Raw genomic sequence first — 26,194 nt, forward strand, 5'->3', positions numbered from 1 at the left:
CGCGGAAGCCGGCCCAAACTCCCCTCACCCTTCCGTCGCTTCGCTCCTCCCTCCCCCTCCCCGGAGGGGCGAGGGACTAGGTGACGCCAGCGCGTTCCCGCGCTAAGGCCCCTTGCATGTCCAAACTCCCCGTGGTCGCGATCGTCGGCCGCCCAAATGTCGGCAAGTCGACCCTGTTCAACCGCCTCGTCGGCAAGAAGCTCGCGCTGGTCGACGATCGCCCGGGCGTCACGCGCGACCGTCGTGAAGGCGATGCGTCGCTGATCGGGCTCGAATTCCGCATCATCGACACCGCCGGCTACGAAGACCACGACGCGCAGACTTTGCCCGGCCGCATGCGCCAGCAGACCGAAGCCGCCGTCGAGCAAGCCGACGTCGCGCTGTTCCTGTTCGACGCGCGCGCAGGCATCGTGCCACTCGACGAAGAGATCGCGCGCTGGCTTCGCACCGCCGACGTCCCCGTCATCCTCGTCGCCAACAAGGCCGAGGGTCGCGCGGGCGAAGACGGCATCCTCGAATCGCTCGCGCTCGGCTTCGGCGATCCGGTGCAGCTGTCGGCGGAGCACGGCGAAGGCCTGGGCGACCTGTTTGAAGGCCTGCTGCCGCTGCTCGAAGGCAAGGAAGAGCCGCCCGAGGAACAGCCCGACAATGAATATGAGGGCCCGCTGAAGCTCGCGATCGTCGGTCGCCCGAACGCTGGCAAGTCGACGCTCGTCAACCGCATCCTCGGCGAAGACCGCATGATCACCGGCCCCGAAGCCGGCATCACGCGCGATTCGATCAGCGTAGACTACGACTGGCACCCGACCGGTGGCGAAGCACGCAAAGTCCGCCTGATCGACACCGCCGGGATGCGCAAGCGTGCCAAGGTGCAGGACAAGCTCGAGAAGATGTCGGTCGAGGACGCGCTCCATGCGGTCGACTTCGCCGAGGTCGTCGTCCTGCTGCTCGACGCCACGCTGGGGCTCGAGGCGCAGGATCTCCGCATCGCCGACAAGGTGCTCCAGGAGGGCCGTGCGCTCGTCATCGCACTAAACAAATGGGATATCGCCGAAAGCGCCTCGTCGCTGTTCAACGGCGTCAAGCGGGCGCTCGAAGACGGCCTAAGCCAAGTCAAGGGCGTCACCGTGATGACCGTATCCGGCGCGACCGGCAAGGGCATCGACCAGTTGCTGCAAGCGTGCTTCGACACGCGCGACGCATGGTCGAAGCGAGTCGGTACCGGCGAACTCAACCGCTGGTTCGAGCGTGCGATCGAGGCGACTCCGCCGCCGGCGCCCGGCGGCAAGCGTATCAAGATGCGTTACGTCACGCAGGTCAAGACGCGCCCGCCCAGCTTCGTCATCTTCGGCACGCGTGTCGATCAGCTGCCGGCGAGCTACGAGCGCTATCTCGTCAATTCGATGCGCAAAGATCTGGGGTTCGGTGCGGTACCGGTGCGTCTGATGTTCCGTGCGCCGAAGAATCCCTATGACGACAACGGCAGGGGCGGCGGCGGCAGCTAGGCGGTGGCGTCCGGCATGGTCCGCATCGACGCCCGGCGTATGCGTTGCCCCTGGCCAGCGGTGCGGCTCGCCCGCGTGCTGCGTGACGGCGCGCGGATCGCCGAGATCCTTGCCGACGATCCGCAGGCGTCGACCGAACTTGCGGCGGTTGCCGAAGCGAACGATGCGACGATCGAGATCATTTTGGATGAAACTTACCGGACGTATGTCGTAACTTGTCGGTAGTATGACAACATTGTATTTACCTGAATGGGGTAAGATGCGGCCCTGACCTTCATGGCGCTATTGCTCAACGGGAGAAGGCGACAGTGTCGTTCGAAGGAAGCACCGTGATCAACTGGCCGGCGTTTTCGCAGGCGCGCAGTGAGCTGGGTGCGGGATTTGGCCGCATTCTCGGGTATTTTCGCGAGGACGGCGTGAAGTCGGTCGCTGCGATCGAAGCGGCGATGCGGTCGCTCAATGCGGCGGCAATGGTGATCCCTGCGCACACGCTCAAGGGCGAAGCGCTACAGTTCGGGGCCGAGCCGCTCGCCGATCTGGCCGAAGCGATCGAGGTCATCGCGCGCGAGTGTGTCGAAATGCAGGATACGCCGGACGAGGCGCTGGAGCATATCGTTCGGTTGCGGCCGTTGTTCAGGGAGACGCTGACGTTGCTGGAGCGCGAAGCCAACCCGATCGTCGCGCGCAAGCCCACCGCTGTCGGCTTCGGTCGCCGCGCCGTCCCGACCGGCTTCGGCGAAGAATAACGCCGTCGATGCGGGGCTCATCGAAGCCCTCGACAAGAAGACAATGAACCAGATCCGTCACCCCAGCGAAAGCTGGGATCCAGAGCCGCGAGGATACGCACCCTTGGCTCTAGATCCTGGCTTTCGTCAGGACGAGGGAGACTAGATCAGCCCTTCAGATACGGCGCCGCGCCAGCCTTTGGCGAATCATGCTCCGAGATCGAGTTGAGCTGGATATAGTTGTGGATACCCATCCGCGCGATCATCTCGAACTGACGCTCGAGCGTGTCGACATGCTCTTCCTCGCTGGCGAGGATGCGCGCGAACAGGTCGCGGCTGATGTAGTCCTTGACCTCTTCGCAATACGCGATCGCGCCCTTGAGCTGTACGGTGGCCTCGACTTCGAGCGCCAGATCCGACTTCAGGACCTCCTCGACGGTCTCGCCGATGCGGAGGCGGCCGAGCAGCTGGAAGTTCGGCAGGCCGTCTAAGAACAGGATGCGCTCCGACAGCCAGTCGGCGTGCTTCATCTCGTCGATCGATTCCATCCGCTCGTACTGGGCGAGCTTGTAGACGCCCCAATGCTCGAGCATCCGGTAATGGAGCCAATATTGATTGACCGCGGTCAGCTCGTTCTTGAGCGCCTCGTTCAGGAATTCGATTACTTGTGGGTCGCCGCGCATGGCCATATCTCCGTCACCTCTGAGGAGCATGTAGCGGGCTGACACAGATTAGCACAACCCCCAAAAATGGCGGTTTTCCGGGCTTTTTTAGCTGTTGCGACGCTTATGCAGCGGCGCGTTCCTCGTCGATAATCGCTCGCGCTATCGATGTACACTGGCCGCATTTGGGTTTCCGGCCCATCGAACGGAAGGCTTGGCACGGTGTCGTGCAACCGCCGCGTGCGCAGTTGCGAACGTCGGATTCTCGTATGGCATTGCAAACGCAGACGACCATGGGAACTCCCTAGCTGTAAGCACGGGATACGGATAATGCGAACCACTCGCAAGCTGTTTTGCGTCTTATTCGCAACTAGTCCGATCGGTTCGTCGTGAACGCCGAACCGCGCATCGGCTGCCACGCGAATCGCGACAGGCTGCGCCACAGCCATTCGAGCGGACCATAGCGGAATCGATCGAGCCAGGGTTTCGACCATAGGAGCATCAGCAGGCAAACCGGTACGACGACTAGATAGAGCTGGGCTCGCGACAATGTGCCGTACAGCCCGAAGCCGTACCCGTAGAACAGGGTGGTGCAGAGGATTGTCGTGCCGAGATAGTTGGAGAACGCCATTCGACCTGCCGCCGCGACTCGGGTCGTCAGCCAGCCGCCGGGCCGTGCGAGCAGGATGATTGCCGCGGCGTACCCCATGATCGTCGGTGGCCGAAGCGGGGTCGCGAGCGCGAGCCACGACAGCGCGACATAGCGCGCGTCGAACCCGTGGGCGATGTCGAACGCCGCGATGGCCGCATAGCCGATCCAGCCGAGTCCGATCCCGACGACCGCAATCACGGTGTAGCGTCGCCGCGACCATTCCCCCGTCAGGAACCCCGATCGCAGCCCCGCCATGCCGAACAGCATGAAGCCTAGCGTTTCTGGACCAGTGGCGGTGAGGGACGTGATCGGCCCAGCGGCGTGCGTCCAGCGCCACGCGACCAGATCGCGCCATCCGCCACGACCGATGGCAAGTTCGCGGGTGACGGAGGCGGGGGAGGGCTGGCCGAATTGATCCGCCAACAGCTGCCAGTTCGTGATTACGCGCGCCGTTGCGCCCGGCCGGTGCGCGGCACCGTGGAGGTCGAACGTGTAGGCGACGAGCGTCGTCAGCTCGACCGTCTGGAACGCGATGCAGGCGAGCCCGACGCCGATCAGCCAGCGCACCGGCAACCGCGCGAGCATGTACGCGATCGCGCCGACCAATGCGTAGTGCGCGAGGATGTCGCCCCACCAGAGAAGGTACAGATGCGCTATGCCGAAGACGAACAGCCACGCCATGCGGCGCAGGTGGACGGTCGCCGGGTCTTCGCCATTCGCCTCGGCCCGGTCGATGACCAGCAGCATCGATGCGCCGAACAGGAACGAGAAGAGCCCGCGCATCTTGCCGTCGATGACGATGAAGGTCGTGGTCCAGGCGATGAGGTCGGGCGTGCTTGGCCAGCCCATCGAGGCGGGGGTCATGTAGGCGAATTCGGGGAAGCCGAATGCGGCGATGTTTGAGGCGAGGATGCCCATGACGGCTACCCCTCGGATCAGGTCTAGCGTCGCGATTCTGGGGGGGGCGGGGGGCTTGCGGGAAAAGTGAAGTATAGGAAGTGTAGACGCTCGCGCAGCATTTCCGTGAGGTCGTTCTCCACGCTGGAAGACGGCATGATCGCGCTCAGCGGCGTTGCAAGCGTGGCTGCCTCGACCGGGCCGGCCCGATACAGGTGGTGCTCGATCGACGCTCGGACCGGGTCGACGCGCCTTGGTAGCGCTGTAGGTCTGGAATGCTTCGCTCATGGTTCGACGCTGGCATATCGGGGTGGTGTAGGACAGGCCGCTTTGAGGGGCATCTCGGCGTCGCATGCCTCGCGGCTTGGTGTGTGGGCGAGCCGGTAGGTCATCTGCTTGACCTGTCGTCCCTGCGCGATACCCCGCCGTACCTCACCTGTTGTCCTCCTCGGCTGTCGCCCCCGAAGCCAATGCGCCCCCGGCCACCCCAGCGAACGCTGGGGCATCCCCGTTTGCTAGCGCTGTGGTCTGACCAGGGAGATCCCAGCTTTCGCTGGGATGACGTAGAGGGGCAGGTCGCCGCGTCCTACTTGAGCTTGATCGCACGACATCTCTCCGCTCCTTGTCCTCCCGCGAAGGCGGGAGCCCAGACTGGGTCCCCGCCTTCGCGGGGAAACATGCTGTGGGATGGGGTTGGTGCCTTACCTCGAAGGACAACCACCCCGGCGGAGGCCGGGGCCCAATTGGGGGACGGTAGTGGCTGGAGACAGTGCCTCGTTACTGCGGCAATCCCAATTGGGCCCCGGCCTTCGCCGGGGTAGTTTCTTTCAGGACGGAGCGCTTCGAATTACTCGCTCCCGAATCCATCACGCCAGCGCGGCATCCACGCCCATCAGCTTCGGGAAAAATCCCTCGTGCGCAGTGCGCAGCGTATCCAACGCGATGACGTCGTCGCGGTCGGGGCGTTCGAAGATCAGGCGCTTGCCGCCGGTGCGACCGAGCGGTTCGGCCTCTACGTCGGCAGCGTGGGCGGCGCCGAGAAAGTCGAGCAGCGAATGGTCGTCGACCGTCACGATATAGACGCCCTGATCCTCGGCGAAGAACGAGCGTGCGCAGTCGAATGGCTGCTTCCGGTCGATCATCGCGCCGATCCCACCGGCGAGCGCCATCTCGGCCAGCGTCACGGCGATGCCGCCGTCGGAGACGTCGTGGACCGCGGTCAGCTGGCCGAGCGCGATCGCCTCGCGGATCAGATCGCCGACACGGCGTTCGGCGGCGAGATCGACCGGCGGCGGCGGGCCGGCGTCGAGCTGTTCGCGGCCGTGGCACTCGCGCAGCCACAGCGACTGGCCGAGATGGCCGCCGCGCGTGCCGACTGCGAGAATGATGTCGCCCGAGCCCTTGAACGCGACCGTCGCATTCTTCTGCCAGTCCGCCAGCAGCCCAATCGCGCCGATTGCCGGTGTCGGCAGGATCGCCGAGCCGCCGCCGGTCGCCTTGGATTCATTGTAGAGCGAGACGTTGCCCGACACGATCGGGAAGTCGAGCGCGATACAGGCGTCGCTCATGCCTTCGAGGCAGCCGACGATCTGGCCCATGATCTCGGGGCGCTGCGGGTTGGCGAAGTTGAGGCAGTTGGTGACGGCGAGCGGCAGCGCGCCGACCGCGGTCAGGTTGCGCCAGGCTTCGGCGACCGCCTGCTTGCCGCCCTCGACGGGATCGGCGAAACAGTAACGCGGCGTGCAGTCGGTGGTCATCGCCAGCGCCTTCTGCGTGCCGTGGACGCGGACGACTGCGGCGTCGCCACCGGGGCGCTGGACCGTGTCGGCGCCGACCATGTGGTCGTACTGCTCCCAGATCCAGCGGCGCGAGGCGATATCGGGCGAGCCCATCAGCGTGAGCAGATCGGCGGCGATGTCGCTGCTATGCGGCGCGTTTTCGAGCGGCGCGGGCTTGGGTGTCGGGACGTGCGGGCGATCGTAGAGCGGCGCTTCGTCGGCGAGAGGCCCCAGCGGGATGTCGCAGACGGTCTCGCCCTTGAAATTCAGCACCATGCGGCCGGTGTCGGTGACGCGGCCGATAACCGCAAAATCGAGCTCCCACTTCTTGAAGATCGCCTCGGCCTCGGCTTCACGGCCGGGCTTCAGGACCATCAGCATGCGCTCCTGCGATTCCGAGAGCATCATCTCGTACGGCGTCATGCCGGTCTCGCGCTGCGGCACGTCGTCCATCGTCAGCTCGATGCCGACGCCGCCCTTCGACGCCATTTCCACAGCCGAAGACGTGAGGCCCGCGGCGCCCATGTCCTGGATCGCGACGATCACGTCGGTCGCCATCAACTCAAGGCAGGCTTCGATCAGCAGCTTCTCGGTGAACGGATCGCCGACCTGCACGGTCGGGCGCTTGGCGTCCGAATCCTCGCCGAAATCGGCCGACGCCATCGTCGCGCCGTGGATGCCGTCGCGGCCCGTCTTGCTGCCGACATAGACGATCGGATTGCCGATGCCGCTGGCGGCCGAATAGAAGATCTTGTCCTGGTCGGCGATCCCGACGGTCATCGCGTTGACCAGGATGTTGCCGTCATACGCGCTGTGGAAGTTCACCTCGCCGCCGACGGTCGGCACGCCGACGCAATTGCCGTAGCCGCCGATGCCGTGGACCACGCCCGAGATCAGGTGGCGCATCTTGGGGTGATCGGGGCGGCCGAAGCGCAGCGCGTTGAGATTGGCGATCGGCCGCGCGCCCATCGTGAAGACGTCGCGCAGGATGCCGCCGACGCCGGTCGCCGCGCCCTGGTACGGCTCGATGTAGGACGGGTGGTTGTGGCTCTCCATCTTGAAGATCGCCGCCTGATTGTCGCCGATATCGACGACGCCGGCGTTCTCGCCGGGGCCGCAGATGACGCGGGGGCCCTTGGTGGGCAGCTTCATCAGGTGGATCTTGCTGGATTTGTAGCTGCAATGCTCGGACCACATGACCGAGAAGATGCCGAGCTCGACCATGTTCGGCTCGCGGCCGATGGCGCGCAGGACGCGCTCATATTCTTCGGGGGACAGGCCGTGGTCGGCGACGATCTGGGGCGTGATCTCGGTCATGGGGCGGCAGATAGCGGTGCTGGCGGTCCGCGTCACCCTTTGTACGTCAGATTCGTATGGCGCAGTCGTGCAAGAGGGTTTCGGCCGGTCGCTCCGGCTTCGGCCGGTTCGTTTCGGACCCAATCCCGCTGGACTCGACAGTCGTCCTATGAGGAACTCGAATGAAGGATCAGCATGGATCCTCAGGAGGAAATATTCATGACCGAGGCAGTTGGATATTATCTAGTAAAGCTACAAGTTCAGCATGGTGGTTTTGCCGGCGCGCCGGTGCTTCATCTCGATCTGGGTGTGAATGCCGTGTCCGGACAGGTCATAGGCTCTGCGCAAATCACGCAGGCATTACCGCCACCCTATGGCACGACGATCATTCCGCATGTCACGGGCGCTATCCTTCACACCGGATTCGGGCAGGACACGCTGCTCGTGCATCTCACTGGGCAGTACTACGTGTCATTCCCGCCGCCTGCGATCGGATCCTATATGGCGCACTTCAGTGTCGCGCTTGCCGTCACGAAAGACTGGAACGGCAAGGGATCGTTTGAATATAATGGCAACGTTATCACCGATTGCACGGTGAAGAACGTCTCGACGACCTGAGCCTATACGTAAGGCGGCTGCGTGTAGCCCTTGGGGCTGAGCGTGAAGATCTCGCAGCCGTCTTCCGTTATGCCGATCGAATGCTCGAACTGCGCGGACAACGAGCGGTCGCGCGTGACCGCCGTCCAGCCGTCGTCGAGCAGCTTCACATCGGGGCGACCGATGTTGATCATCGGCTCGATCGTGAAGATCATGCCGGGGCGAAGCTCGGGACCGGTGCCGGGCTTGCCGACATGGACGACTTCGGGAGCATCGTGGAACAGCCGACCGACGCCGTGGCCGCAGAAATCGCGGACTACGCCGTAACGGTGCTTCTCCGCGTGGCGCTGGATCGCGTTGGCGACGTCGCCCATGCGGTTGCCGGGCTTGGCGTGCTCGATGCCGATCATCAGGCATTCGTAGGTGACTTCGACGAGGCGGCGCGCCTTGATGGGGACGTCGCCGATCAGGTACATCCGGCTCGTATCACCGTGCCAGCCATCGAGCAGGGGCGTGACGTCGACGTTGACGATATCGCCCGATTTCAGCGTCTTCTCGCTCGGGATGCCGTGGCAGACGACATGGTTGATCGAGATGCAGACGCTGTGCGTGTAGCCGCGATACCCGAGCGTCGCGGGGACGCCGCCGCCGGCGACGATGAAGTCGTAGATCAGCCGGTCGATCTCGGCGGTGGTCACGCCCGGCACCATGTGCGGGACGATCATGTCGAGCGTTTCGGCGGCGAGCTGCCCCGCCTTCATCATGCCGGCGAACGCGGCGGGGCCGTGCAGCTTGATGGCGCCGGTGCGTGCGTCGGGCTGGTCCGAGGTGACGGTTACATATTCGGTCATGACGCGCGATATAGCGTGGCGGGGACGGTTTTGCGAGGCTATGCGAGCGGCATGGTAGAGGAACGCATCTGGACGGCCGCGCTGACGATCATCGGCGACGAGATCCTGTCGGGCCGCACGCAGGACAAGAACGTCGCGCAGATCGCGGCCTGGCTCAACGTGCAGGGCATCCGCCTCGCCGAAGTGCGCGTGGTCGCCGACAAGACCGAAGCGATCGTCGAGGCGGTCAACATCTTGCGCGCGCGCAACGATTACCTGTTAACGACCGGCGGGATCGGGCCGACCCACGACGACATCACGGTGGACGCGATCGCCGAGGCGTTGGGCGTCGCGGTCGAGCATCATCCGCGCGCGATGGCGGTGCTGGAGGCGTATTACGCGACGCGGGGCGGGCTGACCGAGGCGCGGGCACGGATGGCGCGGGTGCCGGTCGGGGCGGACCTGATCGACAACAAGGTGTCGGGCGCGCCGGGGATCAAGATCGGCAACATCTTCATCATGGCGGGCGTGCCGCACATTACCGCGGGCATGCTCGACGCGCTGACCGGCACGCTCAAGGGCGGGCGCCCGGTGGTCTCGAAGACGATCGGCTGCTGGGTGGCCGAGAGCGAAGTGGCGGATATCCTGCGCGACGCCGAGAAAACGCATGAGGGCGTCGCGATCGGCAGTTACCCGTTCTTCCGCGACGGCAAGACGGGCGCGAACTTCGTGGTGCGGAGTTCGGACGAGGCGCTGGTCGACCGCTGCCTCGCCGACCTGACGCGCGATCTTGAAGCGACCGGGCGTATCGTCACCGCACAGGCGATCTAAGGCTGTTTAAGTATCCTCACCCGCCAGGGGGAGGTTGCGCGTAGCGACGGAGGGGGGGGCGGCAACGACCTCTGGTGCGTGTCCGCCCCCTCCGTCCGGCAAGAGCCGGCCACCTCCCCCTGGCGGGGGAGGATCAGAGGTTTGCGGTCATGCGCCCCATTCGGGGCCTTCGGGATCTGGGTAGAACGCGTCGGGGTCGAACGTAGCCACGCGAGACCTCGCAGGTGTGGGCGCTTCTGGATCCGGCAATGTCGGTACCCCGCCGCCGAAGCGGATGCGGACGTAGCCCATGCTGCCGGTCAGTGCCTGGAACACCGCGACATGTTCCTCCTGCTGCATCCGTCGGCCGATCAGCGGCGCGCGCTCGGCGGAGAGATAGCCCATCTGGATGCCGCGGGCGCTGAACACCGCCACCGCGTTGGCGTCGTGCGGGTTCTTGGGCTCGCGGCGGAGGTCGACCGGTTCGCCGGGCGCGCAGAGTAGCAGTTCCATGCGCCGGTTGCTCTTGCTCCGGTCCGGATTGGGAAAGTCGATGCCGACCACGCTGAGCGTCAGTTCGTCCATACTCTCACCGTAACAGGAAAGCGCTCCGCCGCATGCGCAAAAGGGACTCTTGCGCCGGTCACGGGCAGCGGATAGAGGCGGGGCATCGGCGCGCTGCACAGCAACCGCCGGTGCCTGACATTACGCGGTAATCTCAAGGCTATGCGGGTGTAGCTCAATGGTAGAGCTTTTGCTTCCCAAGCAAGTGACGAGGGTTCGATTCCCTTCACCCGCTCCACATCATGCCAGCATCAGCGCTTCGTTGCGGTCCGTTCGTCGGATTCCGAAGCGGTCTCGCCGTTCGACGATTTCGCGAACAGCTTCCAACCGAGCAGTCCGGCGACGAGCACTCCGACGATGACCCAGGTGAGGTTGCCGAGCAGGCTCGCGATCGTCTGGACCTGGTCGCTGAACGCGCGGCCGAGTGATACGTAGATCAGCAGCCACAGGAATTCGCCCGCGACGTCGAGCGCGATGAACCGCAGCCACGGATATTCGGTGAGGCCGCTGGTGACGTTGATCCATGGTCCGAGCGGCCCGATCAGCCAGCGGCTGAAGAAAATGCCCCAGCCTGCCCATTTGCGCGAATAGGCCTCTGCCTGCTCGACCTTGTCCGCGCCGCCGATCCGCCGTGTCACCGCCGCGAGCAGCGGGCGCCCGCCGTAGCGACCGAACGCATAGCCGATCTGGTCGCCGACGATCGCGCCGGTAGCGCCGGCGAATACCACCGGCCAGAACGACAGCTCGCCCTGCGCGACGAACGATCCCATCGCGACCAGCGTGAGCGAACTCGGGAACGGCATGCCCGCGGCGGCGAGCACCATCGCGCCGAACAGCGCCGGCAGGCCGTAGGTGGTCAGCAGTTCGAGGAGCTGTTCCGTCACGGTTTGGGCGACGGCGCAGGCTGGAAAGGCCGCGGCGGCGGGCCGGGCGGCGGGTAGGGCGGGCGCGCGTGGACGATCGCGTAGGTGAGCTTGTCCTCGACCTGCGTCATCGTCCGGCCGCTCTGCCGCGCGATCCGGCCGAGCGTGCGGTGATCGGGGGCGGGTTGCAGGTTCAGCGCCTGATGCAGGATGTGCGGCGGCACGTGATAGGAATGCGCGACATAGCCGATCGTCATCCAGCGTTCGATCGGCTCGTCACGGTGCGCGTTCCAGTAGATCGCGTCGCTGACGGTGCGGACCGCGTGGTAGCCGGTAAATGCCACGACGGCGACGAACAGCGCGATCAGGGCTTTGCGCCAGGGGCGGGTGCGGGTCATCCGAGCGCGATACGCGTGCCGAGCGCGGCGAGCAACGCAAGCGGCATCGCGACCGCGCCGACTTTCAGGAAGCGCCAGAAGCCGACGTCCTCGCCCTCGCGACGAATCGCCTGCAACCACAGGATCGTCGCGAGACTGCCGGTGATCGACAGGTTCGGGCCGAGATCGACGCCGATCAGCAGACCGTCGACGATCAGGCGCGGCGGATGCGACTGCGCGACCGCGGTGCTCGCGACCAGGCCGGCGGGTAGGTTGTTCATCAGGTTGGACCCGAAGGCGAGGATCGTCCCCGACACCGCCGCACCGTGCGCGGGATCGACCGACAGCGTTCGCAGGTACTGCGCGACCTCTGCAATCACGCCGGTCAGGTCGAGGGCCTCGACCAGCACGAACAGGCCTGCGACGAGCGGCAACACGCTCCACGAAATTTCACGCGCGAGTTTAAGTGGCGACGACTTTGCGATCGCCGATACCGCCAGCGTCGTCACGATCCCGGCGATCGCAGTCGGCAGGCCCAGTTCCATGTCGAGCGCGGAGACCACGAGCAGGACGACTGCGGTCGCGACGATCCCGACGAACGCGGCCTTGCCGCCGGCGGTCAGCGGCGTGCGCTCGACATCGCTGACGCACTCGCCCGCAAGTCGCTTGCGCTCGAGCCAGCGCAGGACGAGGAAGGTGACGACGATCGAGGCGAGCGACGGCAGCGCGAACGAGGCGAACCACTGGCCGAGCGGCGGCATCTTGCCTCCGTAGAGGACGAGGTTGGCGGGGTTGGAGATCGGCAGCACGAAGCTCGCCGCGTTGGCGATCAGCGCGCAGGCGAACAACAGCGGCAGCGGGTCCGCCTTCGCCTTCTTGGCGGCGGCATACACCGCCGGCGTCAGCACCACCGCGGTCGCATCGTTGGACAGGAACGTCGTGGTGACGATCCCGGTGACGTAGACCAGCCCGAACAGACGCGCGCGCGATCCCTTGGCATGGATCGCCGCGGTGGCCGCGACCCAGTCGAACAACCCTTCCGCGCGCGCCGTTTCGCTCAGCAGCATCATGCCGATCAGGAACAGATAGACGTCCATGCCCTTTTCGACCGCATGCAGCGCCGCGGGGAAGGGCATCAGGCCGAACAGCAGCAGCAGCGCAGCACCGGCGACCGCCCAGATCGCCTCAGGCCAGCGGAATGGTCGCGCGATCACCGCGGCGGTCGAGGCGGCGCAAATCCCCCAAGTCGCGCCCGTCGCCAGTATCACCAATGCTTTCCGTTCTTGTTGGGGCCGAGCCTCGACGCTTCGATACCGTGTTCGGGCCAGGGTCCGATACTGTGGATATCGCGGCCCGGTGCGATCGGAATGCCGCGACGGGGAATGTCCTTTTCGCCGCGGACGAGAATGTCGATCACGTCGCGATCCGTGCCGACGGAAACTTCCACGCGGTGCAGTCCTGCGTCGAGCGGGACTCGGGCTGTCCAGAATGCGGCGCCGGGAGTCGGGATCATCGGTTGTGCGGCGGCGCCATCGACCGAGATCGTGACGGCGGCGGCGGTGGCGCCGAACAGCTTGGCGACGATCTCGACCTCGCCGGGGCGCGGGACCTGCGTCGGATCGGCGGGGCGTGTGACCAGTCGGAGGTCGGCAGGCGCGACGATCTGGACGAACGGCCAATCGCCGCCGGTTTCCTTGAACCGCCAGCTCGGGACGCGACCATGGATCGTCGTGATCGAGAAGCCGGGCTTGCCGCCGCCCTCCTCGATCTCGCCGGTCGAGCGGGTCGCGCCGTAGATCACGCGGCCGTCGTTGAGCAGTTCGTTGTAGTGCGTGTGGCCGGTGTCGACGAACGCGACTCGCGCATCGGCCAGCGTGCGAGCGATGTCCTCGCCATCGGCGGCGAGGTCGCCGGGATAGGCGTGCATGAAGACGACCGGGGTCTGGCCCTCGGCTTCGGCGCGCGCGAGTTCTTCGAGCAAACGGTTGCGGTGGTGCATCGTCAGCCGGAAGTCGGGACCGCCCGCGCCGGCCGAAATGATGTCGAGAAAGATGCAGCGATGGCCGGCGATGACCTCCGCCTCGGGCCGGTTGGCCTTGGGGAACGCGGCCTCGTAATTGGCGAGATCGCCGAGTTCGAAATCATGATCGCCGGGGATGACGCGGTAGGGGAGCGACAGTGGCGCGAGCGTGTCGGTGATGACGCGGTATTGCTCGGCGGTCGCGTGGTTCGCGTTGTCGCCGGGCAGATAGACGAAATCGGCGGCGTCGCCGATATGCGCGTTGATCTCGGCGACGATCGCGGCGAGCCGGTCGCGGCTCTGCCAGCCGTTCGCCTCGTCCATGTGGAGATCGCCGATATGGACCCAGGTGAGCGAGGGCGTCATGCCGTTTGTTCCTTATGCTGCGATCGCGATCCCGAACAGGCGGGGCGCAGGGTTCCCGCGAAACCGACCCACAGCGCGACGCTGACGATCGCGAAGCTGCCGAGGATATAGAAGGCGATGTTGTAGCCGAGTTCCTGCGCGAGCCAGCCGCCGATCGCGGGGCTGAGCGAGGCGCCGACACCCTGCACGGTCATCACCGCACCCTGGCCGACGTTGACGCGGCCGGTGCCGTCGAGCAGGCATGCGACCAGTCCGGGCACGGCGACGCTCTGCAATCCCGCGCCGATTCCGTCGAGCGCCTGGACCGGCCAGACGCCCCAATGTTCGATGAAGGTCCCTGCCAGGAATCCGCGCAACGGCAGCGCGGCGAACGAGATCAGCAGCACCAGCCAATAGCCTTTGCCTGCCGACATCCGCATCGCCAGCAACGACGCGACGATCATCACCGCTTGCGCGACGACGACGGTCTCGGCCGTGAAGAGCGCGGCGTTGCCCTTGCCCGCGCCGACCACCGCCAGTCCGTATAGCGGCAGCATCGCACCGTTGCCGAGATGGAAACAGGCGAGGGCGGCCGCCAAAATCAGCATCGGCTTGTTGCGGAGCAGCGCCTTGAAGCCTTCCGCCTTGCCGCCTTCTCCCTCGCTACCGGTATCGTCGTCGGCGGCTTCGAGACCGCGCGCGGCGCGGTGGTCGATCGCCTTTTCGGGGATCATCAGGACGCTCGCCATCGCGAGCACGCCGAACACCGCGGCGAGATAGAAGATCGCCGGCATGCCGAATTTCCAGCCGAGATAGCCGGACAGTCCCGCGCCGATCATGTTGCCCGCGTGGTTCCAGGCCTGGTTGCGGCCGTTCTGCGCGTTGAAGCCGCGCTGGCGGACGACGCCGAGCGTCATGCCCGCCACCGCGGGGCCGATCGCGGCGCCGGCGATCGCGGTCGCGACTTGGCTGACGGTGACGACCCAGGCGGATTGCGACAGCAGGATCAGGAACGACGCCATCACCGTGCAGATGCCGGTGACGATCACCACCATCCTCTTCTTCTCGGTGTGGTCGATGAACGCGCCCGCCGGGACCGTCATGATCATCCCGGCGACGCCGCCCGCGGTCATCACCGTACCGATCGGTCCGGTCGACCAGCCGCGCTGCTGGAGGAACACGCCGAGGAACGGGCCGATCCCCGCCTGCATGTCCGCCATGAAGAAATTGAGCGATTGGAGCGCCGTCTTCGCGCGACGGGCATCGCTTTGCCGTTCGCCGGACGGCGTCAGCGCTTTGCTTGCCATGTGTGCACGTCCTCGCATCGCTTCAGTCGGGATCGGAAAGACGATTTGAAGACGGTAAGTTCCAGCGTGAACATCTTTTCATCAAACCGTACCGAGCTGAATGGCTCGGTAGAGTTCGGCATACCGGAGCGATGGCACGCAAGGCTGAATGTGTTCGTTCAGGTTCGGTTTAATTTTATTAATACTGCCGTGTGAGAATCTATAAGTACCGAAATCGTCGTGAGCGCTTGAGAGCAGCGTGATCTCCAGCATGCAGTCATCGTTGTAGGGTCTAGATTGTTCTCAGAACTGACCACGTGGCAAACAGAGTTCAGCATGCGTCGCTGCTTTGGCGGCGTTCCCATACGACTACGCCGCTGCACGAGGTCATCGGCAGCGGCGCAGGATATCGTCGTCATATTGTCGATCGAGCGAGGAGGATATCGGTCTGGCCGATACCGTCCCCTTCGATATCAAGTGTCGAAATCAGACGCGGCGGCGCGTGGCGGCCGTCGCCCCGAAGCCGGCTGCGGCGGCGCCGATCAGCAGCGCGATCACGACTATGAACGACGTTCCGGCGGCGGCACCGGCGGCCTTGTCGGTTGCCGACTTCGCGGTCTGGATCGCGGTTTCCTTGGTCTTCACGAACTGCGCTTTGGCACGCGTCACCTGAGCCTGTGCCTCGGGACGGCTGATCTTGCGCTGCGCGGCGACGATGTCGACGATGCGGCTTTCAGCCTGCGCGCCGTCCTGACCACCGCGGGCAAGGGCGGGCAGTTCCTTGGCGATTTCCTTCTGCGCCTGCTCGGGAGTCATCTGGGCGGGATCCGACGGTGCGGTCGACAGATAGGCGGACGCCTCGTCGCGGACATCGCCGGTGTCGACGCCAGCGACGTCGGCAACCTTGGGGGCTGCGGCACCGATGCCGCTACCGGCGGCGGTCGCGACCGAACCGACGGTGCGGAAGGCGCCGCCGATGATGCCACCGACTGCCGAGGTCAGGAGGTACAGCGTCAGGATCAGCGTCACGCCCCACACGACCAGGCCGTGGACCAGGCCGTCGAAGCGGTCATGGACACCGGCGAGACGTGCAGCGGAATAGCCGCCGGCGCCGAGCGCGATGATCGTCGTGATGATCCAGTAGATCCCTGCGCCGATCCCGAAGCCGGCTGCGCCGGGCGTGGTACCCTCGACCGGATCGACCATGGTGAGCCCGATCCCCGTGCCGAGAATGCCGAGCACCAGCTGAACCGCGATCGCGATCACCACGCCGGCAAAGATCGCGCCCCACGAAATGCGGGCGGGCGTCTTCACAAAGCGCGCGTCATGCTCCGGCAAAATGCCGGTTGTCGTATTGATAGCCATAGTCACTCCTGTTGATTCTAAGTTTCGACGAACGCTTACGTCTTGTCGTTCGGGTCGATGGGGGGCTCGGCATCCGCCTGCTTCGCGCCGGCCTTGCTTTCGCGTGAGCCTTGCTTTTCCACAGCGACGTCGCCGATGATCTTGCCGATGGCTTCCTGGACGGACCCCTTGGTCTGGCGGACCACGGCCTCGTCTTTCTTGCTGGTCATGCTGCCATCTCCTTGGCGGGCGCGACGGGGCGCTGCGGCGTCGGCATCGAGTCGCCGTCGAACCCGCGTGCACGCGCCCAGGCGGCCGCCGCGTTGCGCCGGTTGACGCCGATCTTCGAATAAATCCGTGCGACGTGATTGCGCACCGTGTTGCCCGAGACGTCGAGCGTGCGGGCGATCGACTTGTCGTCGAGACCGCGACAGATCAGCGCCAGCACCTCGCGCTCGCGCGGCGTCAGCTCGTCGAGCCCGACGCCCGGCGGTGTCGCTTCCGGGGTCCTGATCCGCGCGAGCTTTTCCATAATCGACCGGCTCAGCCAGCTTGTGTCCTTCATCACCGCTTCGATCGCGTTGACGAGTTCGCGCTCGGACGCCTTGCGCGTGCTGATGTCGCGCATCGCCCACAACACGCAGGGTTCGTCGCCGAGATGGATCGGCTCGGCCGAGATCATGCAGTCGAGGACGTCGCCGTCCTTCTCGCGGATGCGAGTCTCGCGGTCGCGGATCGCCACGCCGGCATCGATATCCGCCTCGATCGCGGTCCGGAGCGCAGGCGTTTCCCACAGTCCGACTTCGCCGAGCGGGCGGCCGATGATCTCCTGCGACGCATAGCCGGTGAGCGCGGTGAACGCCTCGTTGACGTCGCACAGCCGGTGGCCATCGAGCGAACCGATCGCCAGCGCCACGGGGGCAAGCGAGAAGGTCCGCATGAACCGCTCCTCGCTCTGGCGCAGCGCGGTCTCGGCCTTGCGACGCGGTTCGAGGTCCGCGAAGGTGAACAGCATGCAGGGCTGATCGCCCATGTCGATCGGCTGGCCCGCGACGATGACGAGCTTGGTCGTGCCGTCCGGCAGGTCGAGTTCGGCCTCCATCTGCGGGATGGTGCGGCCTTCGGACAGCCGCTGCTTGGCGAGATCACGCTTCTCGGCGCGTTCGAGCACGTCGATATCGTAGACGGTGCGCGACAGCACATTGGCCTTGTCGTGCCCCGTCATTTCGACGAACCCCTGGTTGACCTTGACGAACCTGAGATCGCTCAGGCGGCAGATCACCGCGGGCGCGGGGTTCGCGTTGAACGACTGCTCGAAGCGGTCTTCCGCCTCGAATTGCGCCGACACGTCCTGGATGATCAGGACGAGGCATTCCGGCGCATCGTCGTCGTCGGTCAGGACGAGGCTGCGGACCTGGTGGACCCAGCGCGGGTCGTCCTCGCCCGCGACGGCGACCTCGACCACGACCTGCGAAAACGCCTCACCCGACACGACGCGTTCGATCGGGTAGTCGGCACCGCTCAGCCGGTGGTTATTGCGATACCGTAGCTGAAACCGTCCGCGGTAATCGTCGACATCGGCCCCGATATCCTCGACCGAGTCGACCCCGTGCATCGCGAGCGCCGCAGCGTTCGCCCACAGGATCGACTGATCGGGATCGATCAGGATCACGCCTTCGTCGAGCCCCGCGATGATCTGGCGCAAATGGCGCAGATCCGCGGAGTCGCGAAGAGACTTGAGGACCGGGACCAACGTCACAGGCTTAGTCGCGCTGGCCGTGAACGAACCAGGCGAGGCCGTAGCCGATCGCCGCCGCACCCAGTGCCCAGAGCAAAGGTGCGTCCTTGGCCGAGTCCTGCGCGGTCTGCGCACCCTGGCGAGCGACCTTCGCGGTGCGATCGGCGGCGTGACGCGCTTCGCTGCCCAGCTTGTCAGCGAGTTCGGGCGCGCCGTCGACGATGTCCTCGACCGCCGATTTCGCGCGGCCGTACAGGTTCTGCGCGCCACCGGCGACCTGGTCGACGACGCCGTCGACCTGCCAGTCGCGGCTGTCCACGGTGTCGCCGATGGCCTTTTCGACCTTGCCGCCGACATAGCGTGCACCGCCCTGGAATTCGTCCTTGTTCATGCTGGTGTCCTTTGATTGTAGATGTCGCGAGCGGCTCGACCGATCACGGCGCAGAGAGGCGCGGAGATGTCGAAGCGGGTAGGGGGGGCGGATGCCGCCGTTACCCGGCTGCCGCGTCGCGACCGGGGAGCAGTGGGGCAGGCGACGGTCCGCGCGAGGTCGAGACCTCGGCGATTTCGAACAGACGCTTCATCGACAACGCTCCAGCGATCGTCCGAAAGCGATGTGCCATCGGATCAGGCGGATAAACCCGAGCGTAACCGATTGGTTCCTGGTACTTTTCTCACAAACACTAAGCGGGATGTACCACGTTAGGAGAGCGAACGCGCTTCATACAGCGTCGCGAATTTCTGATGGAGGTTGCGCGTCGGCGAGTCCGGCGCGACTGAGGCGCGGGCACGATGCCATGCCGCGCGCGTGCGAAAATACGTCGCGTCGTCGTCGATGAAGTCGTCGAGCGCAGTCGTTGCGCCGCCGTCGTACAGATCCGTCATGGCCACCACCCGTGTTTGCGTGGCGCATACCTACGGCCAATTTCGGCGCGGTGAACGATCCGAAACTACCAGTGCGACGGGTATAAATGTCGGCGCGGACCCGCCGATGCCGGTGCGATCCCGGTATGATTATCGCGTCAGAGGGGCGTGATCGAGCCGGGGCAGGACGTGACGCGCGAACAGGTCGGCCTCCGCGGCATGCGGGTAGCCGGACAGGATGAAGGCCTCGATCCCCATGTCCTGGTACATGCGCAGCTTGGCGAGCACCTGATCGGGATCGCCGACGATCGCCGCGCCGCAGCCCGAGCGTGCGCGACCGACGCCGGTCCACAGATTCTCTTCGGCATAGCCGTCATCGGCGGCGGTTTCGCGGAGCGCGGCCTGCGCGGCGACGCCGGCCGAGTTGGAGTCGAGCGACTTCGCGCGGATTTCCGCACCCTGTTGCGCGTCGAGTTTCGACAGCAGGCGGTCGGCATAGGTGCGCGCCTCGGCCTCGGTATAGCGCACGATGACGTGTGCGCGGTAGCCGAAGCGGAGCGTGCGGCCGTGTGCGGCGGCGCGCGCGGTCATGTCGGTGATGATCGCTGCGACCGTCTCCTTCTTGTCGGGCCACATCAGGAAGACGTCGCAGCCCTTGGCAGCCGCCTCGCGCGCGTCGGGCGACAGGCCGCCGAAATAGAGCAGGGGGGCCTTGCCCGAGACCGTGCGGATGCGTGGCGGATCGACCTTGAGCTGCCAGAACTCGCCCTGGTGATCGAGCGCCTCGCCGTTGAGCAGCGTCTTCAGGATATGCATCGCCTCGACCGTGCGGGCGTAGCGCGGCGCCGAGGCGAGCGTTTCGCCGGGCAGGTCGGACGAGATGATGTTGATCGTCAGGCGACCGCCGGTCATCTGGTCGATCGTCGCAATCTGGCGCGCGAGCTGCGGCGGCCAGGATTCGCCGACGCGCACCGCCATCAGCAGCTTGATCCGCTTGGTCAGCGCGGCGATACCCGCGGCGAACGCGGTCGTGTCGATCCCGAGCGCATAGCCCGACGGCAGCAGGATATTGTCGAAGCCGCCGGTTTCGGCCTGCATCACGATGTCGCGGCAATGCTCCCAGCTCGACGCCAGCGCGGGGTCGGGCTGGCCGAGGAATTCGTAATCGTCATCGCAGAGCGCTGAGAACCACGAAATCTCGCAGGGGCCGGTCGTCATGGCAGCGGCGCTCCGCGCGCGGCGGTCAGAACCGCGTACCAGTCGTCGCGCGACCAGCTGACCTTGCAGACGTCGCGCAGTTCGGCGATCCGGCCGGCGTTCTGCGTGCCGACGATCGGGATCACGCGCGCCGGATGCGCCATGATCCAGCTGTAGGTGGCGATCGATCGACTGACACCGAACTTCGCCGCGACCGTGTCCAGCGCATCGGCGACCGCGGTTTCGTGCGGCGTCGTCGGCTTGGCAATGCGACCGCCGCCGAGCGGCGACCAGGCAAGGACGGCGATGTCGTGCTCGATCGCCTGATCGAACAGCCCGTTGGTCATCGGATCGAGGAACAGCGGGGAGAATTCGGGTTGCTGCGTCGCGATCGGCACGTTCGTCAGGAACGATGCGAGCGTCGCGGTCTGCGCGGGCGTGTAGTTCGACACGCCGATGCTGCGCACCTTGCCCGACGTCACCATGTCCTCGAGCGTGCGCGCCACTTCGTGCGGATGCGTCAGGATATCGGGGCGGTGGATCTGGTAGAGATCGACCTGCTCGACCTGCATCCGCGCGAGCGACGCATCGAGCGCCGCCATCAGGTAGTCGCGGCTCGAATCATAGGGCACGGGCGGGGTGATGCCGCCCTTGGTCGTGAGCACCATGCGGTCGCGCAAGCCCGGTGATGCGGCAAGGATGCGGCCGAGCAATGTCTCCGCATCGCCGAACCCGCCGCTGCCGTCGAACCCGTAGATGTCGGCGGTGTCGAACAGCGTCACGCCGGCCTCGAACGCCGCGTCGATCAGCGCACGGCCTTCGCTCTCGGTGTTGCCGGCGAACCGCCACATGCCCCAGGCGACCGGTGAGACGAGGATTCCGCTCTTGCCGAGGGGACGCGAATCAGGTGTAACATGAAGGTCAGACATCGTTGTCATGATAGGGGTACGAATGCCGGTTGAGCAAGTCCGTTACGGGTTGGTAGGCACCGGGATGATGGGCGTGGAGCATCTCGCCAACCTCGCCGTCACGCCCGGCGCGGTCGTTACCGCGATCGCCGATCCGACCGAGGCGTCGCTCGGCTGGGCCCGAGATGCGCTGGGCGCGCGGGCAGATGGCGTGACTGCGTTCGCCGACTCCGGCGCGTTGGCCAAGAGCGGCCTTGTAGACGCGGTGATCGTCGCGAGCCCCAACAACACGCACCGCGACGTGCTGACACCGCTGTTCGGCGAGGGGATCGCGATCCTGTGCGAGAAGCCGCTCGCGACGACGATCGACGATGCGCGCTGGATCGTCGAACAGGCCGAGGCGAGCGAAGCGCCGTTCTGGACCGCGATGGAATATCGCTACATGCCGCCCGCCGCCGCGTTCATCGACGAGATCCACGGTGGCGCGATCGGTGCGCTGAAGATGCTGTCGATCCGCGAACACCGCTTTCCCTTCCTGCCCAAGGTCGGCGACTGGAACCGGTTCGCGCGGAACACCGGCGGGACGATGGTCGAGAAATGCTGCCATTTCTTCGATCTGATGCGGTTGATCACGCAGTCGGAGGCGGTGCGCGTCTATTGCTCGGGAGCGATGGACGTGAACCATCTCGACGAGCGTTACGACGGCGCGCGGCCCGACATCATCGACAACAGCTACACGACGATCGACTTCGCCAACGGCGTGCGCGCGATGCTCGACCTGTCGATGTTCGCCGACGGCGCGGAGAACCAGGAGGAGATCGCGGCGGTCGGTGATGCGGCGCGGCTCGAGGTGCTGATCCCCGAGGGTGCGCTGATCCACTCGCCGCGCGTCGGTTTCCGCAACCCAAAGCGGGCTACGCGCCGCGTGGTGGCGGTCGATCCGGTCGCACTCGACGCGGGCAGCCATCACGGGTCGACCTTCTACGAACACCAGAAATTCATTGCGGCGGTGCGCGGCGAGGGGACTGTCGAAGTGACGGCGCGCGACGGGCTGATGGCGGTCGCGATCGGCACCGCGGCCGAGATCAGCGCGCGCGAACACCGCGTCGTGGAGATGCGCGAACTGGGCTTCTGACGGCGGTTTCGACGCCCGGTTTGACACCGGGCTCGACGATAGCAGGCCTTGCCCGGACCAAAGACGAACCGCCGACGACAAGGCGGCGTTTGAAATATAACCTACCGGTCAGGTAGGAAAAGGGAGAGCCGATTTGAACACGGGATTGTTGACGGGCGTCGCCCTGGCCGCGCTGGCGATTGCCGCCCCCGCATTCGCGCAGCAGGCGCCAGCGGCACCGCCGACCGATGCATCTCAGCCTGCGCCGGTTGCAGCTGCCGAGGCGCCGACTGCTGGCGCGCAGAATCAGCCCGGCGACATCGTCGTTACCGCGCAGAAGCGGTCCGAGCGTCTGCAGGACGTGCCGGTCGCGGTCTCGGTGATCTCGGGCGATGCGATCAGCGCCAAGGGCGGCACTAACCTCGAAAGCGCGCAATATCTCGTGCCGACGCTCAATTTCCGCAAGTCGGGCACCGCGATCAACCAGTCGCTGTTCCTGCGCGGCGTCGGCACCTCGACCTTCTCGATCGCCGGCGAGCCGTCGATCTCCACGGTGGTCGACGGCGTGGTCTACAGCCGCGCCGGCGAAGCGTTCAGCGACCTGATCGACGTCGACCGGATCGAGGTACTGCGCGGACCGCAGGGCACGTTGTTCGGCAAGAACACCAGCGCCGGCGTCATCAACATCGTCACCAAACGACCCGGCAACGACTTCGGCGGCTATGTCGAGGGCGGGTATTACAGCAACGGCAGCGAGTACCGCGTGCGCGGTGCGGTCGACCTGCCGATCTCGGGGATCATCAAGAGCCGGATTACGGGCTTCTATGGCCATTACGACGGCAACATCCGCAACCTCGCGCAGGGCAACGAGCGCGTCAACGGCTACAAGCATTACGGCGTGCGCGGGATCGTCGTTGCCGATCCGACGCCAGATCTGACGATCACGCTGATCGCCGACTATCGCCGGAGTAAGGACAATTGCTGCGCCGAGGTGATCGGTACCGTGCCCAACAACCTGTCCGCCACCGTCCTGCCGACGCCGCGCGGCGACAAGTCCCGGGTCATCAACCAGGATCTGGTCACGCGCTCGAACGAGAAGAGCTGGGGCGCTTCGGGTCAGGTCGACTGGACGCTCGGCAACCAGACGCTGACCTATATCGGTTCGTACCGCGAGTACGACAACGAGGAAATCCGCGATGGCGACTGGCTGCCGCGGGCCTATGTCGGGCTGAACCAGCTGCACGATTTCGGGCCGCAGGTGAGCAACACGCTGACGCAGGAACTGCGGCTGACATCGCCGTCGAACCAGGTCTTCAGCTATGTGCTGGGTGCCTATTATTCGCGCGCCGAGACCGACCGCACCTTTACCCGCAACGACATCGCCTGCACCGGGGCGACCTCGACCACCGTGCTGATCCCGTGCGGAACGACCGGGACCGTGACGACGCGGCCGACCGGGACCGCGGACTTCGGGTCGGTGTTCAAGAACTTCGCGCTGTTCGGACAGGGGACGCTGCGGCTTACCGATCGCCTCCGCCTGATCGGCGGGATCCGCTACACGACCGACCAGCTCGACGTGTCGCATATCCGTCGCACGACGCTGACCGGCCCCGGCATCAACCCCAATTTCGATCAGGGCGTGAACGACGCGTATGTCCGGCTGGTCGGGCAGGGCATCCGCCCCGATCTTGCCGCGACGCAGGCCGTCGCGTCCTCGAACGGCGTGCCGTTCACCGCCAAGACCACCAACGACAATTGGTCGGGCAAGGGCGGCGTGCAGTTCGACATCGCCCGTCAGTCTACAGCCTACGCCACCTATTCGCGCGGCTATAAGGGGCCGGCGTTCAACATCTTTTACAACCTGACCGCGACCGGCACCAACGTGATCGCGCCGGAGACCGCCGACAGCTACGAACTCGGCCTGAAGAACACGCTGTTCGGCGGCAAGCTGGTCGTCAACCTCGCGGCGTTCTACGCGAAATATCATAATTTCCAGGCGAACAACCCCGACATCGTCGCGGGCGTGCTGGTGACGCGGTTCACCAATGCGGGCGAGATCTCGACGCGCGGCGGCGAACTGGATCTGGTGTTCCAGCCGGTCCGCGACCTGAGTTTCTCGGGCGGGCTCGCGTATACCGACGCGCATATCGATCAGTTCAAGGTGCCAACCAACGGCGTGACGACGGGCGTGGTGCCGTCGGGCACGCCGCTCGGCTATGCGCCGAAGTGGAAGGGGTCGCTCGGCGCGGACTATCGCTATCGCACCGGCGGGCGGATCGACTTCGCGCTGGGTGCGCAGAGCAGCTACCAGTCGAAGCAGATCTCGCAGCTCGACGCGAGCGCCGTCATCCGCGAGGCGACGACGATCAAGGGCTACGGCCTGCTCGACCTGTCGGCGGGCATCGTCCAGCGCGACGACCTGTTCCGCATCACGTTCGCGGTCAAGAACGTGTTCGACACGAGCTTCGCCTCGGCGATCACGAGCGGCGGGCCGGGCGGCGCGTATCGCTACATCATCCCGCGCGAGGCGGACCGCTATTACGGGGTGACCGGCCGGATCAACTTCTGACCTTGAGGTCGGACGTCAGTGCGCCATCGCTACGACGTCCGACCCGTCGTCCGGCACCGCGACGATGGTCGGGATGATGAGCTGGACCAGTCCCAGGGCGAGTAGATAGGACACCGAGCAGACGCCAAGCAGCGGGCCATAGCCATAGCCCGCTGCGAGCGACACCGCGGCCAGCTGGATCAGCACGATCGACCACATGTTGCCGCAGAACGCCGCGATCCCGATCGTCGAGCCGACCGCGCGGGCGGGGACTATGTCCGTGGCGAGCGCGAAGACGTTGGTCGAAAACCCTTGATGCGCGAACAGCCCGAGACCGAGCAGCAGCGCCGCCGACCAGGCATCGTCGACCACCAGCACCAGCGTCACCGGCAGGACGAGCAGCGCGTAGAGCAGCATCGTGCCCTTGCGCGCGCGATCGACGCTCCAGCCGCGCGCCATCAGCCGGGTCGGCAGCCAGCCGCCGGTCAGCGCCCCCGCCGCCGCCATCGCATAGGCGAGCGCGACGGGGAGCCCGACGGTGCCCTGCGGCAGCCCGAACATCCGGTGGAACAGGTCGGGGAGCCAGGCTAGCATGAAGAACCAGACCTGGTCCGACAGCACTTTGGCGATCGCGATCGCAGCGGTTTCGCGGCGCTTGAACAGATCGGACCAGCGGATCGGCGCGGGGCGCACGCTGCTCTCGGCGACCGCGGGGATCCGCACCGAGAACCAGACCACGACCCAGACCAGCCCGAGTGCACCGGCCGCGAGGAACGCCGCGCGCCAGCCATAGGCGACGGCCAGCGCCGGGACGACCAGCGGGGTGATGACCGCGCCGATATTGGGGGCGGTGTTGCCGATGCCGAGCGCGATCGAGCGTTCGCGTTGCGTGAAATAGGTCGCGGCCGACTTGACCGCGGCGGGCGTGCCGATCGACTCCGCGCCGCCCAGCACGACGCGCGCGGCGATGAAGCCGCCGACGCTGCTGACGACCGCGTGCGCCATCCCCGCAAGGCTCCATACCGCGACCCCGAGCGCGAACCCGAGCTTTAGCCCGACGCGGTCGATGAACCAGCCGGTGCCGAGGAACGCGACCGCGGCGGCGACCTGGAACGCCGACAGCATGTTGGCGTAATCCTGGTCCGACCAGTGGAATTCGGCCTCGAGCGTCGGCTTCAACAGCGAGAGGATCTGGCGGTCGACATAGTTCAGCATGATCGCCACGAAGACGAGCGCGACGATGATCCAGCGCCGGCGATCGGTGGACATAGGCT

The 26,194-nt window shown here is 65.9% G+C and carries 27 protein-coding genes and 1 tRNA gene; 8 read left to right on the plus strand and 20 right to left on the minus strand.

Annotated features, from left to right (window positions below; all coding sequences use genetic code 11):
* The first annotated feature begins 116 nt into the window (after positions 1-116).
* The 3 genes from der (at position 117) to C8J47_RS04975 (ending at position 2,251) form a co-directional block, all read left to right on the plus strand.
* Complete coding sequence (gene der / locus C8J47_RS04965) at positions 117-1,505, plus strand: ribosome biogenesis GTPase Der (protein WP_056050847.1); 1,389 nt, start codon at positions 117-119, stop codon at positions 1,503-1,505.
* Positions 1,506-1,520: 15 nt separating this feature from the next.
* Positions 1,521-1,730: a sulfurtransferase TusA family protein gene (locus C8J47_RS04970; protein ID WP_121884761.1), complete on the plus strand. Its 210-nt coding sequence runs from the start codon at positions 1,521-1,523 to the stop codon at positions 1,728-1,730.
* A gap of 83 nt (positions 1,731-1,813) precedes the next feature.
* Positions 1,814-2,251 carry an Hpt domain-containing protein gene (locus C8J47_RS04975; RefSeq protein WP_121884635.1) on the plus strand — a complete coding sequence of 146 codons (438 nt, stop codon included), beginning with the start codon at positions 1,814-1,816 and terminating at the stop codon, positions 2,249-2,251.
* Positions 2,252-2,397: 146 nt separating this feature from the next.
* Here C8J47_RS04975 and bfr read toward each other — a convergent pair whose 3' ends face one another.
* The 4 genes from bfr to purL form a co-directional block, all read right to left on the minus strand.
* Positions 2,398-2,913 (minus strand): bacterioferritin, encoded by a 516-nt coding sequence (bfr, locus tag C8J47_RS04980; RefSeq protein WP_093399561.1) that lies wholly within the window; start codon positions 2,911-2,913, stop codon positions 2,398-2,400.
* A 103-nt stretch (positions 2,914-3,016) separates the two neighbouring features.
* Positions 3,017-3,187, minus strand: a complete 171-nt coding sequence (locus C8J47_RS19445) for a bacterioferritin-associated ferredoxin (protein ID WP_082441433.1) — start codon at positions 3,185-3,187, stop codon at positions 3,017-3,019.
* Positions 3,188-3,262: 75 nt separating this feature from the next.
* Positions 3,263-4,462 carry a DUF418 domain-containing protein gene (locus tag C8J47_RS04990; protein WP_121884636.1) on the minus strand — a complete coding sequence of 400 codons (1,200 nt, stop codon included), beginning with the start codon at positions 4,460-4,462 and terminating at the stop codon, positions 3,263-3,265.
* 845 nt (positions 4,463-5,307) lie between these two features.
* Positions 5,308-7,536, minus strand: coding sequence for a phosphoribosylformylglycinamidine synthase subunit PurL (gene purL, locus C8J47_RS04995; RefSeq protein WP_121884637.1), 2,229 nt, complete (start codon positions 7,534-7,536; stop codon positions 5,308-5,310).
* A gap of 198 nt (positions 7,537-7,734) precedes the next feature.
* Here purL and C8J47_RS05000 point away from each other — a divergent pair, with 198 nt between their 5' ends.
* Complete coding sequence (locus C8J47_RS05000; protein WP_121884638.1) at positions 7,735-8,133, plus strand: DUF1842 domain-containing protein; 399 nt, start codon at positions 7,735-7,737, stop codon at positions 8,131-8,133.
* Between the two features lie 2 nt (positions 8,134-8,135).
* On the opposite strand, the gene map is transcribed toward C8J47_RS05000, so the two are convergent.
* The gene (gene map / locus C8J47_RS05005) at positions 8,136-8,963 is read right to left on the minus strand and encodes a type I methionyl aminopeptidase (protein WP_121884639.1); all 828 of its coding nucleotides are present in this window, start codon (positions 8,961-8,963) and stop codon (positions 8,136-8,138) included.
* Positions 8,964-9,014: 51 nt separating this feature from the next.
* Between map and C8J47_RS05010 the strand changes: the two genes are divergently transcribed.
* Positions 9,015-9,773 carry a molybdopterin-binding protein gene (locus C8J47_RS05010; RefSeq protein ID WP_121884640.1) on the plus strand — a complete coding sequence of 253 codons (759 nt, stop codon included), beginning with the start codon at positions 9,015-9,017 and terminating at the stop codon, positions 9,771-9,773.
* Between the two features lie 147 nt (positions 9,774-9,920).
* Here the strand turns inward: C8J47_RS05010 and C8J47_RS05015 are convergent, their stop codons facing one another.
* Complete coding sequence (locus C8J47_RS05015; protein WP_121884641.1) at positions 9,921-10,337, minus strand: HIRAN domain-containing protein; 417 nt, start codon at positions 10,335-10,337, stop codon at positions 9,921-9,923.
* Positions 10,338-10,480: 143 nt separating this feature from the next.
* Here C8J47_RS05015 and C8J47_RS05020 point away from each other — a divergent pair.
* Positions 10,481-10,554 (plus strand) — tRNA-Gly (locus C8J47_RS05020).
* Between the two features lie 13 nt (positions 10,555-10,567).
* Here the strand turns inward: C8J47_RS05020 and C8J47_RS05025 are convergent.
* The 13 genes from C8J47_RS05025 to C8J47_RS05075 all read right to left on the minus strand — a co-directional run bounded on the left by C8J47_RS05025 (position 10,568) and on the right by C8J47_RS05075 (position 21,279).
* Positions 10,568-11,200, minus strand: a complete 633-nt coding sequence (locus C8J47_RS05025) for a DedA family protein (RefSeq protein ID WP_259467355.1) — start codon at positions 11,198-11,200, stop codon at positions 10,568-10,570.
* Positions 11,197-11,577 carry a hypothetical protein gene (locus tag C8J47_RS05030; protein ID WP_121884642.1) on the minus strand — a complete coding sequence of 127 codons (381 nt, stop codon included), beginning with the start codon at positions 11,575-11,577 and terminating at the stop codon, positions 11,197-11,199. Before C8J47_RS05030 ends, C8J47_RS05025 begins: the two co-directional genes overlap by 4 nt.
* Positions 11,574-12,824, minus strand: a complete 1,251-nt coding sequence (locus C8J47_RS05035; protein ID WP_121884643.1) for an arsenic transporter — start codon at positions 12,822-12,824, stop codon at positions 11,574-11,576. Before C8J47_RS05035 ends, C8J47_RS05030 begins: the two co-directional genes overlap by 4 nt.
* Complete coding sequence (locus tag C8J47_RS05040) at positions 12,821-13,942, minus strand: metallophosphoesterase (RefSeq protein ID WP_121884644.1); 1,122 nt, start codon at positions 13,940-13,942, stop codon at positions 12,821-12,823. Before C8J47_RS05040 ends, C8J47_RS05035 begins: the two co-directional genes overlap by 4 nt.
* Entirely contained in the window at positions 13,939-15,228 is a 1,290-nt protein-coding gene (locus C8J47_RS05045; RefSeq protein ID WP_183129014.1) for an MFS transporter, read from the minus strand. Before C8J47_RS05045 ends, C8J47_RS05040 begins: the two co-directional genes overlap by 4 nt.
* 465 nt (positions 15,229-15,693) lie before the next feature.
* Entirely contained in the window at positions 15,694-16,572 is an 879-nt protein-coding gene (locus tag C8J47_RS05050) for a hypothetical protein (RefSeq protein ID WP_121884646.1), read from the minus strand.
* Between the two features lie 35 nt (positions 16,573-16,607).
* On the minus strand, positions 16,608-16,781 hold the full coding sequence (locus C8J47_RS19130; protein ID WP_183129015.1) for a hypothetical protein: 174 nt from the start codon (positions 16,779-16,781) through the stop codon (positions 16,608-16,610).
* Positions 16,778-18,256 carry a PAS domain S-box protein gene (locus C8J47_RS05055; RefSeq protein WP_259467356.1) on the minus strand — a complete coding sequence of 493 codons (1,479 nt, stop codon included), beginning with the start codon at positions 18,254-18,256 and terminating at the stop codon, positions 16,778-16,780. Before C8J47_RS05055 ends, C8J47_RS19130 begins: the two co-directional genes overlap by 4 nt.
* 58 nt (positions 18,257-18,314) lie before the next feature.
* A complete protein-coding gene (locus C8J47_RS05060) occupies positions 18,315-18,680 on the minus strand; it encodes a CsbD family protein (protein WP_121884648.1) in 366 nt (121 codons plus the stop codon).
* Between the two features lie 100 nt (positions 18,681-18,780).
* Positions 18,781-18,912 carry a hypothetical protein gene (locus tag C8J47_RS19450; RefSeq protein ID WP_259467357.1) on the minus strand — a complete coding sequence of 44 codons (132 nt, stop codon included), beginning with the start codon at positions 18,910-18,912 and terminating at the stop codon, positions 18,781-18,783.
* A 79-nt stretch (positions 18,913-18,991) separates the two neighbouring features.
* Positions 18,992-19,174 (minus strand): hypothetical protein, encoded by a 183-nt coding sequence (locus C8J47_RS05065; protein WP_121884649.1) that lies wholly within the window; start codon positions 19,172-19,174, stop codon positions 18,992-18,994.
* A gap of 129 nt (positions 19,175-19,303) precedes the next feature.
* Positions 19,304-20,371, minus strand: a complete 1,068-nt coding sequence (locus tag C8J47_RS05070) for an LLM class flavin-dependent oxidoreductase (protein ID WP_121884650.1) — start codon at positions 20,369-20,371, stop codon at positions 19,304-19,306.
* On the minus strand, positions 20,368-21,279 hold the full coding sequence (locus C8J47_RS05075) for an aldo/keto reductase family oxidoreductase (protein ID WP_121884651.1): 912 nt from the start codon (positions 21,277-21,279) through the stop codon (positions 20,368-20,370). The genes C8J47_RS05070 and C8J47_RS05075 overlap by 4 nt, the downstream gene beginning before the upstream one ends.
* 22 nt (positions 21,280-21,301) lie before the next feature.
* On the opposite strand from C8J47_RS05075, the gene C8J47_RS05080 reads away from it, so the two are divergent.
* Positions 21,302-22,393 carry a Gfo/Idh/MocA family protein gene (locus C8J47_RS05080; RefSeq protein ID WP_121884652.1) on the plus strand — a complete coding sequence of 364 codons (1,092 nt, stop codon included), beginning with the start codon at positions 21,302-21,304 and terminating at the stop codon, positions 22,391-22,393.
* Between the two features lie 148 nt (positions 22,394-22,541).
* On the plus strand, positions 22,542-24,941 hold the full coding sequence (locus C8J47_RS05085) for a TonB-dependent receptor (protein ID WP_259467358.1): 2,400 nt from the start codon (positions 22,542-22,544) through the stop codon (positions 24,939-24,941).
* A gap of 15 nt (positions 24,942-24,956) precedes the next feature.
* On the opposite strand, the gene C8J47_RS05090 is transcribed toward C8J47_RS05085, so the two are convergent.
* Positions 24,957-26,189: an MFS transporter gene (locus C8J47_RS05090; RefSeq protein ID WP_121884654.1), complete on the minus strand. Its 1,233-nt coding sequence runs from the start codon at positions 26,187-26,189 to the stop codon at positions 24,957-24,959.
* Positions 26,190-26,194 lie beyond the last annotated feature (5 nt).

The sequence above is a fragment of the Sphingomonas sp. PP-F2F-G114-C0414 genome (assembly GCF_003688595.1).
GTDB lineage: Bacteria > Pseudomonadota > Alphaproteobacteria > Sphingomonadales > Sphingomonadaceae > Sphingomonas.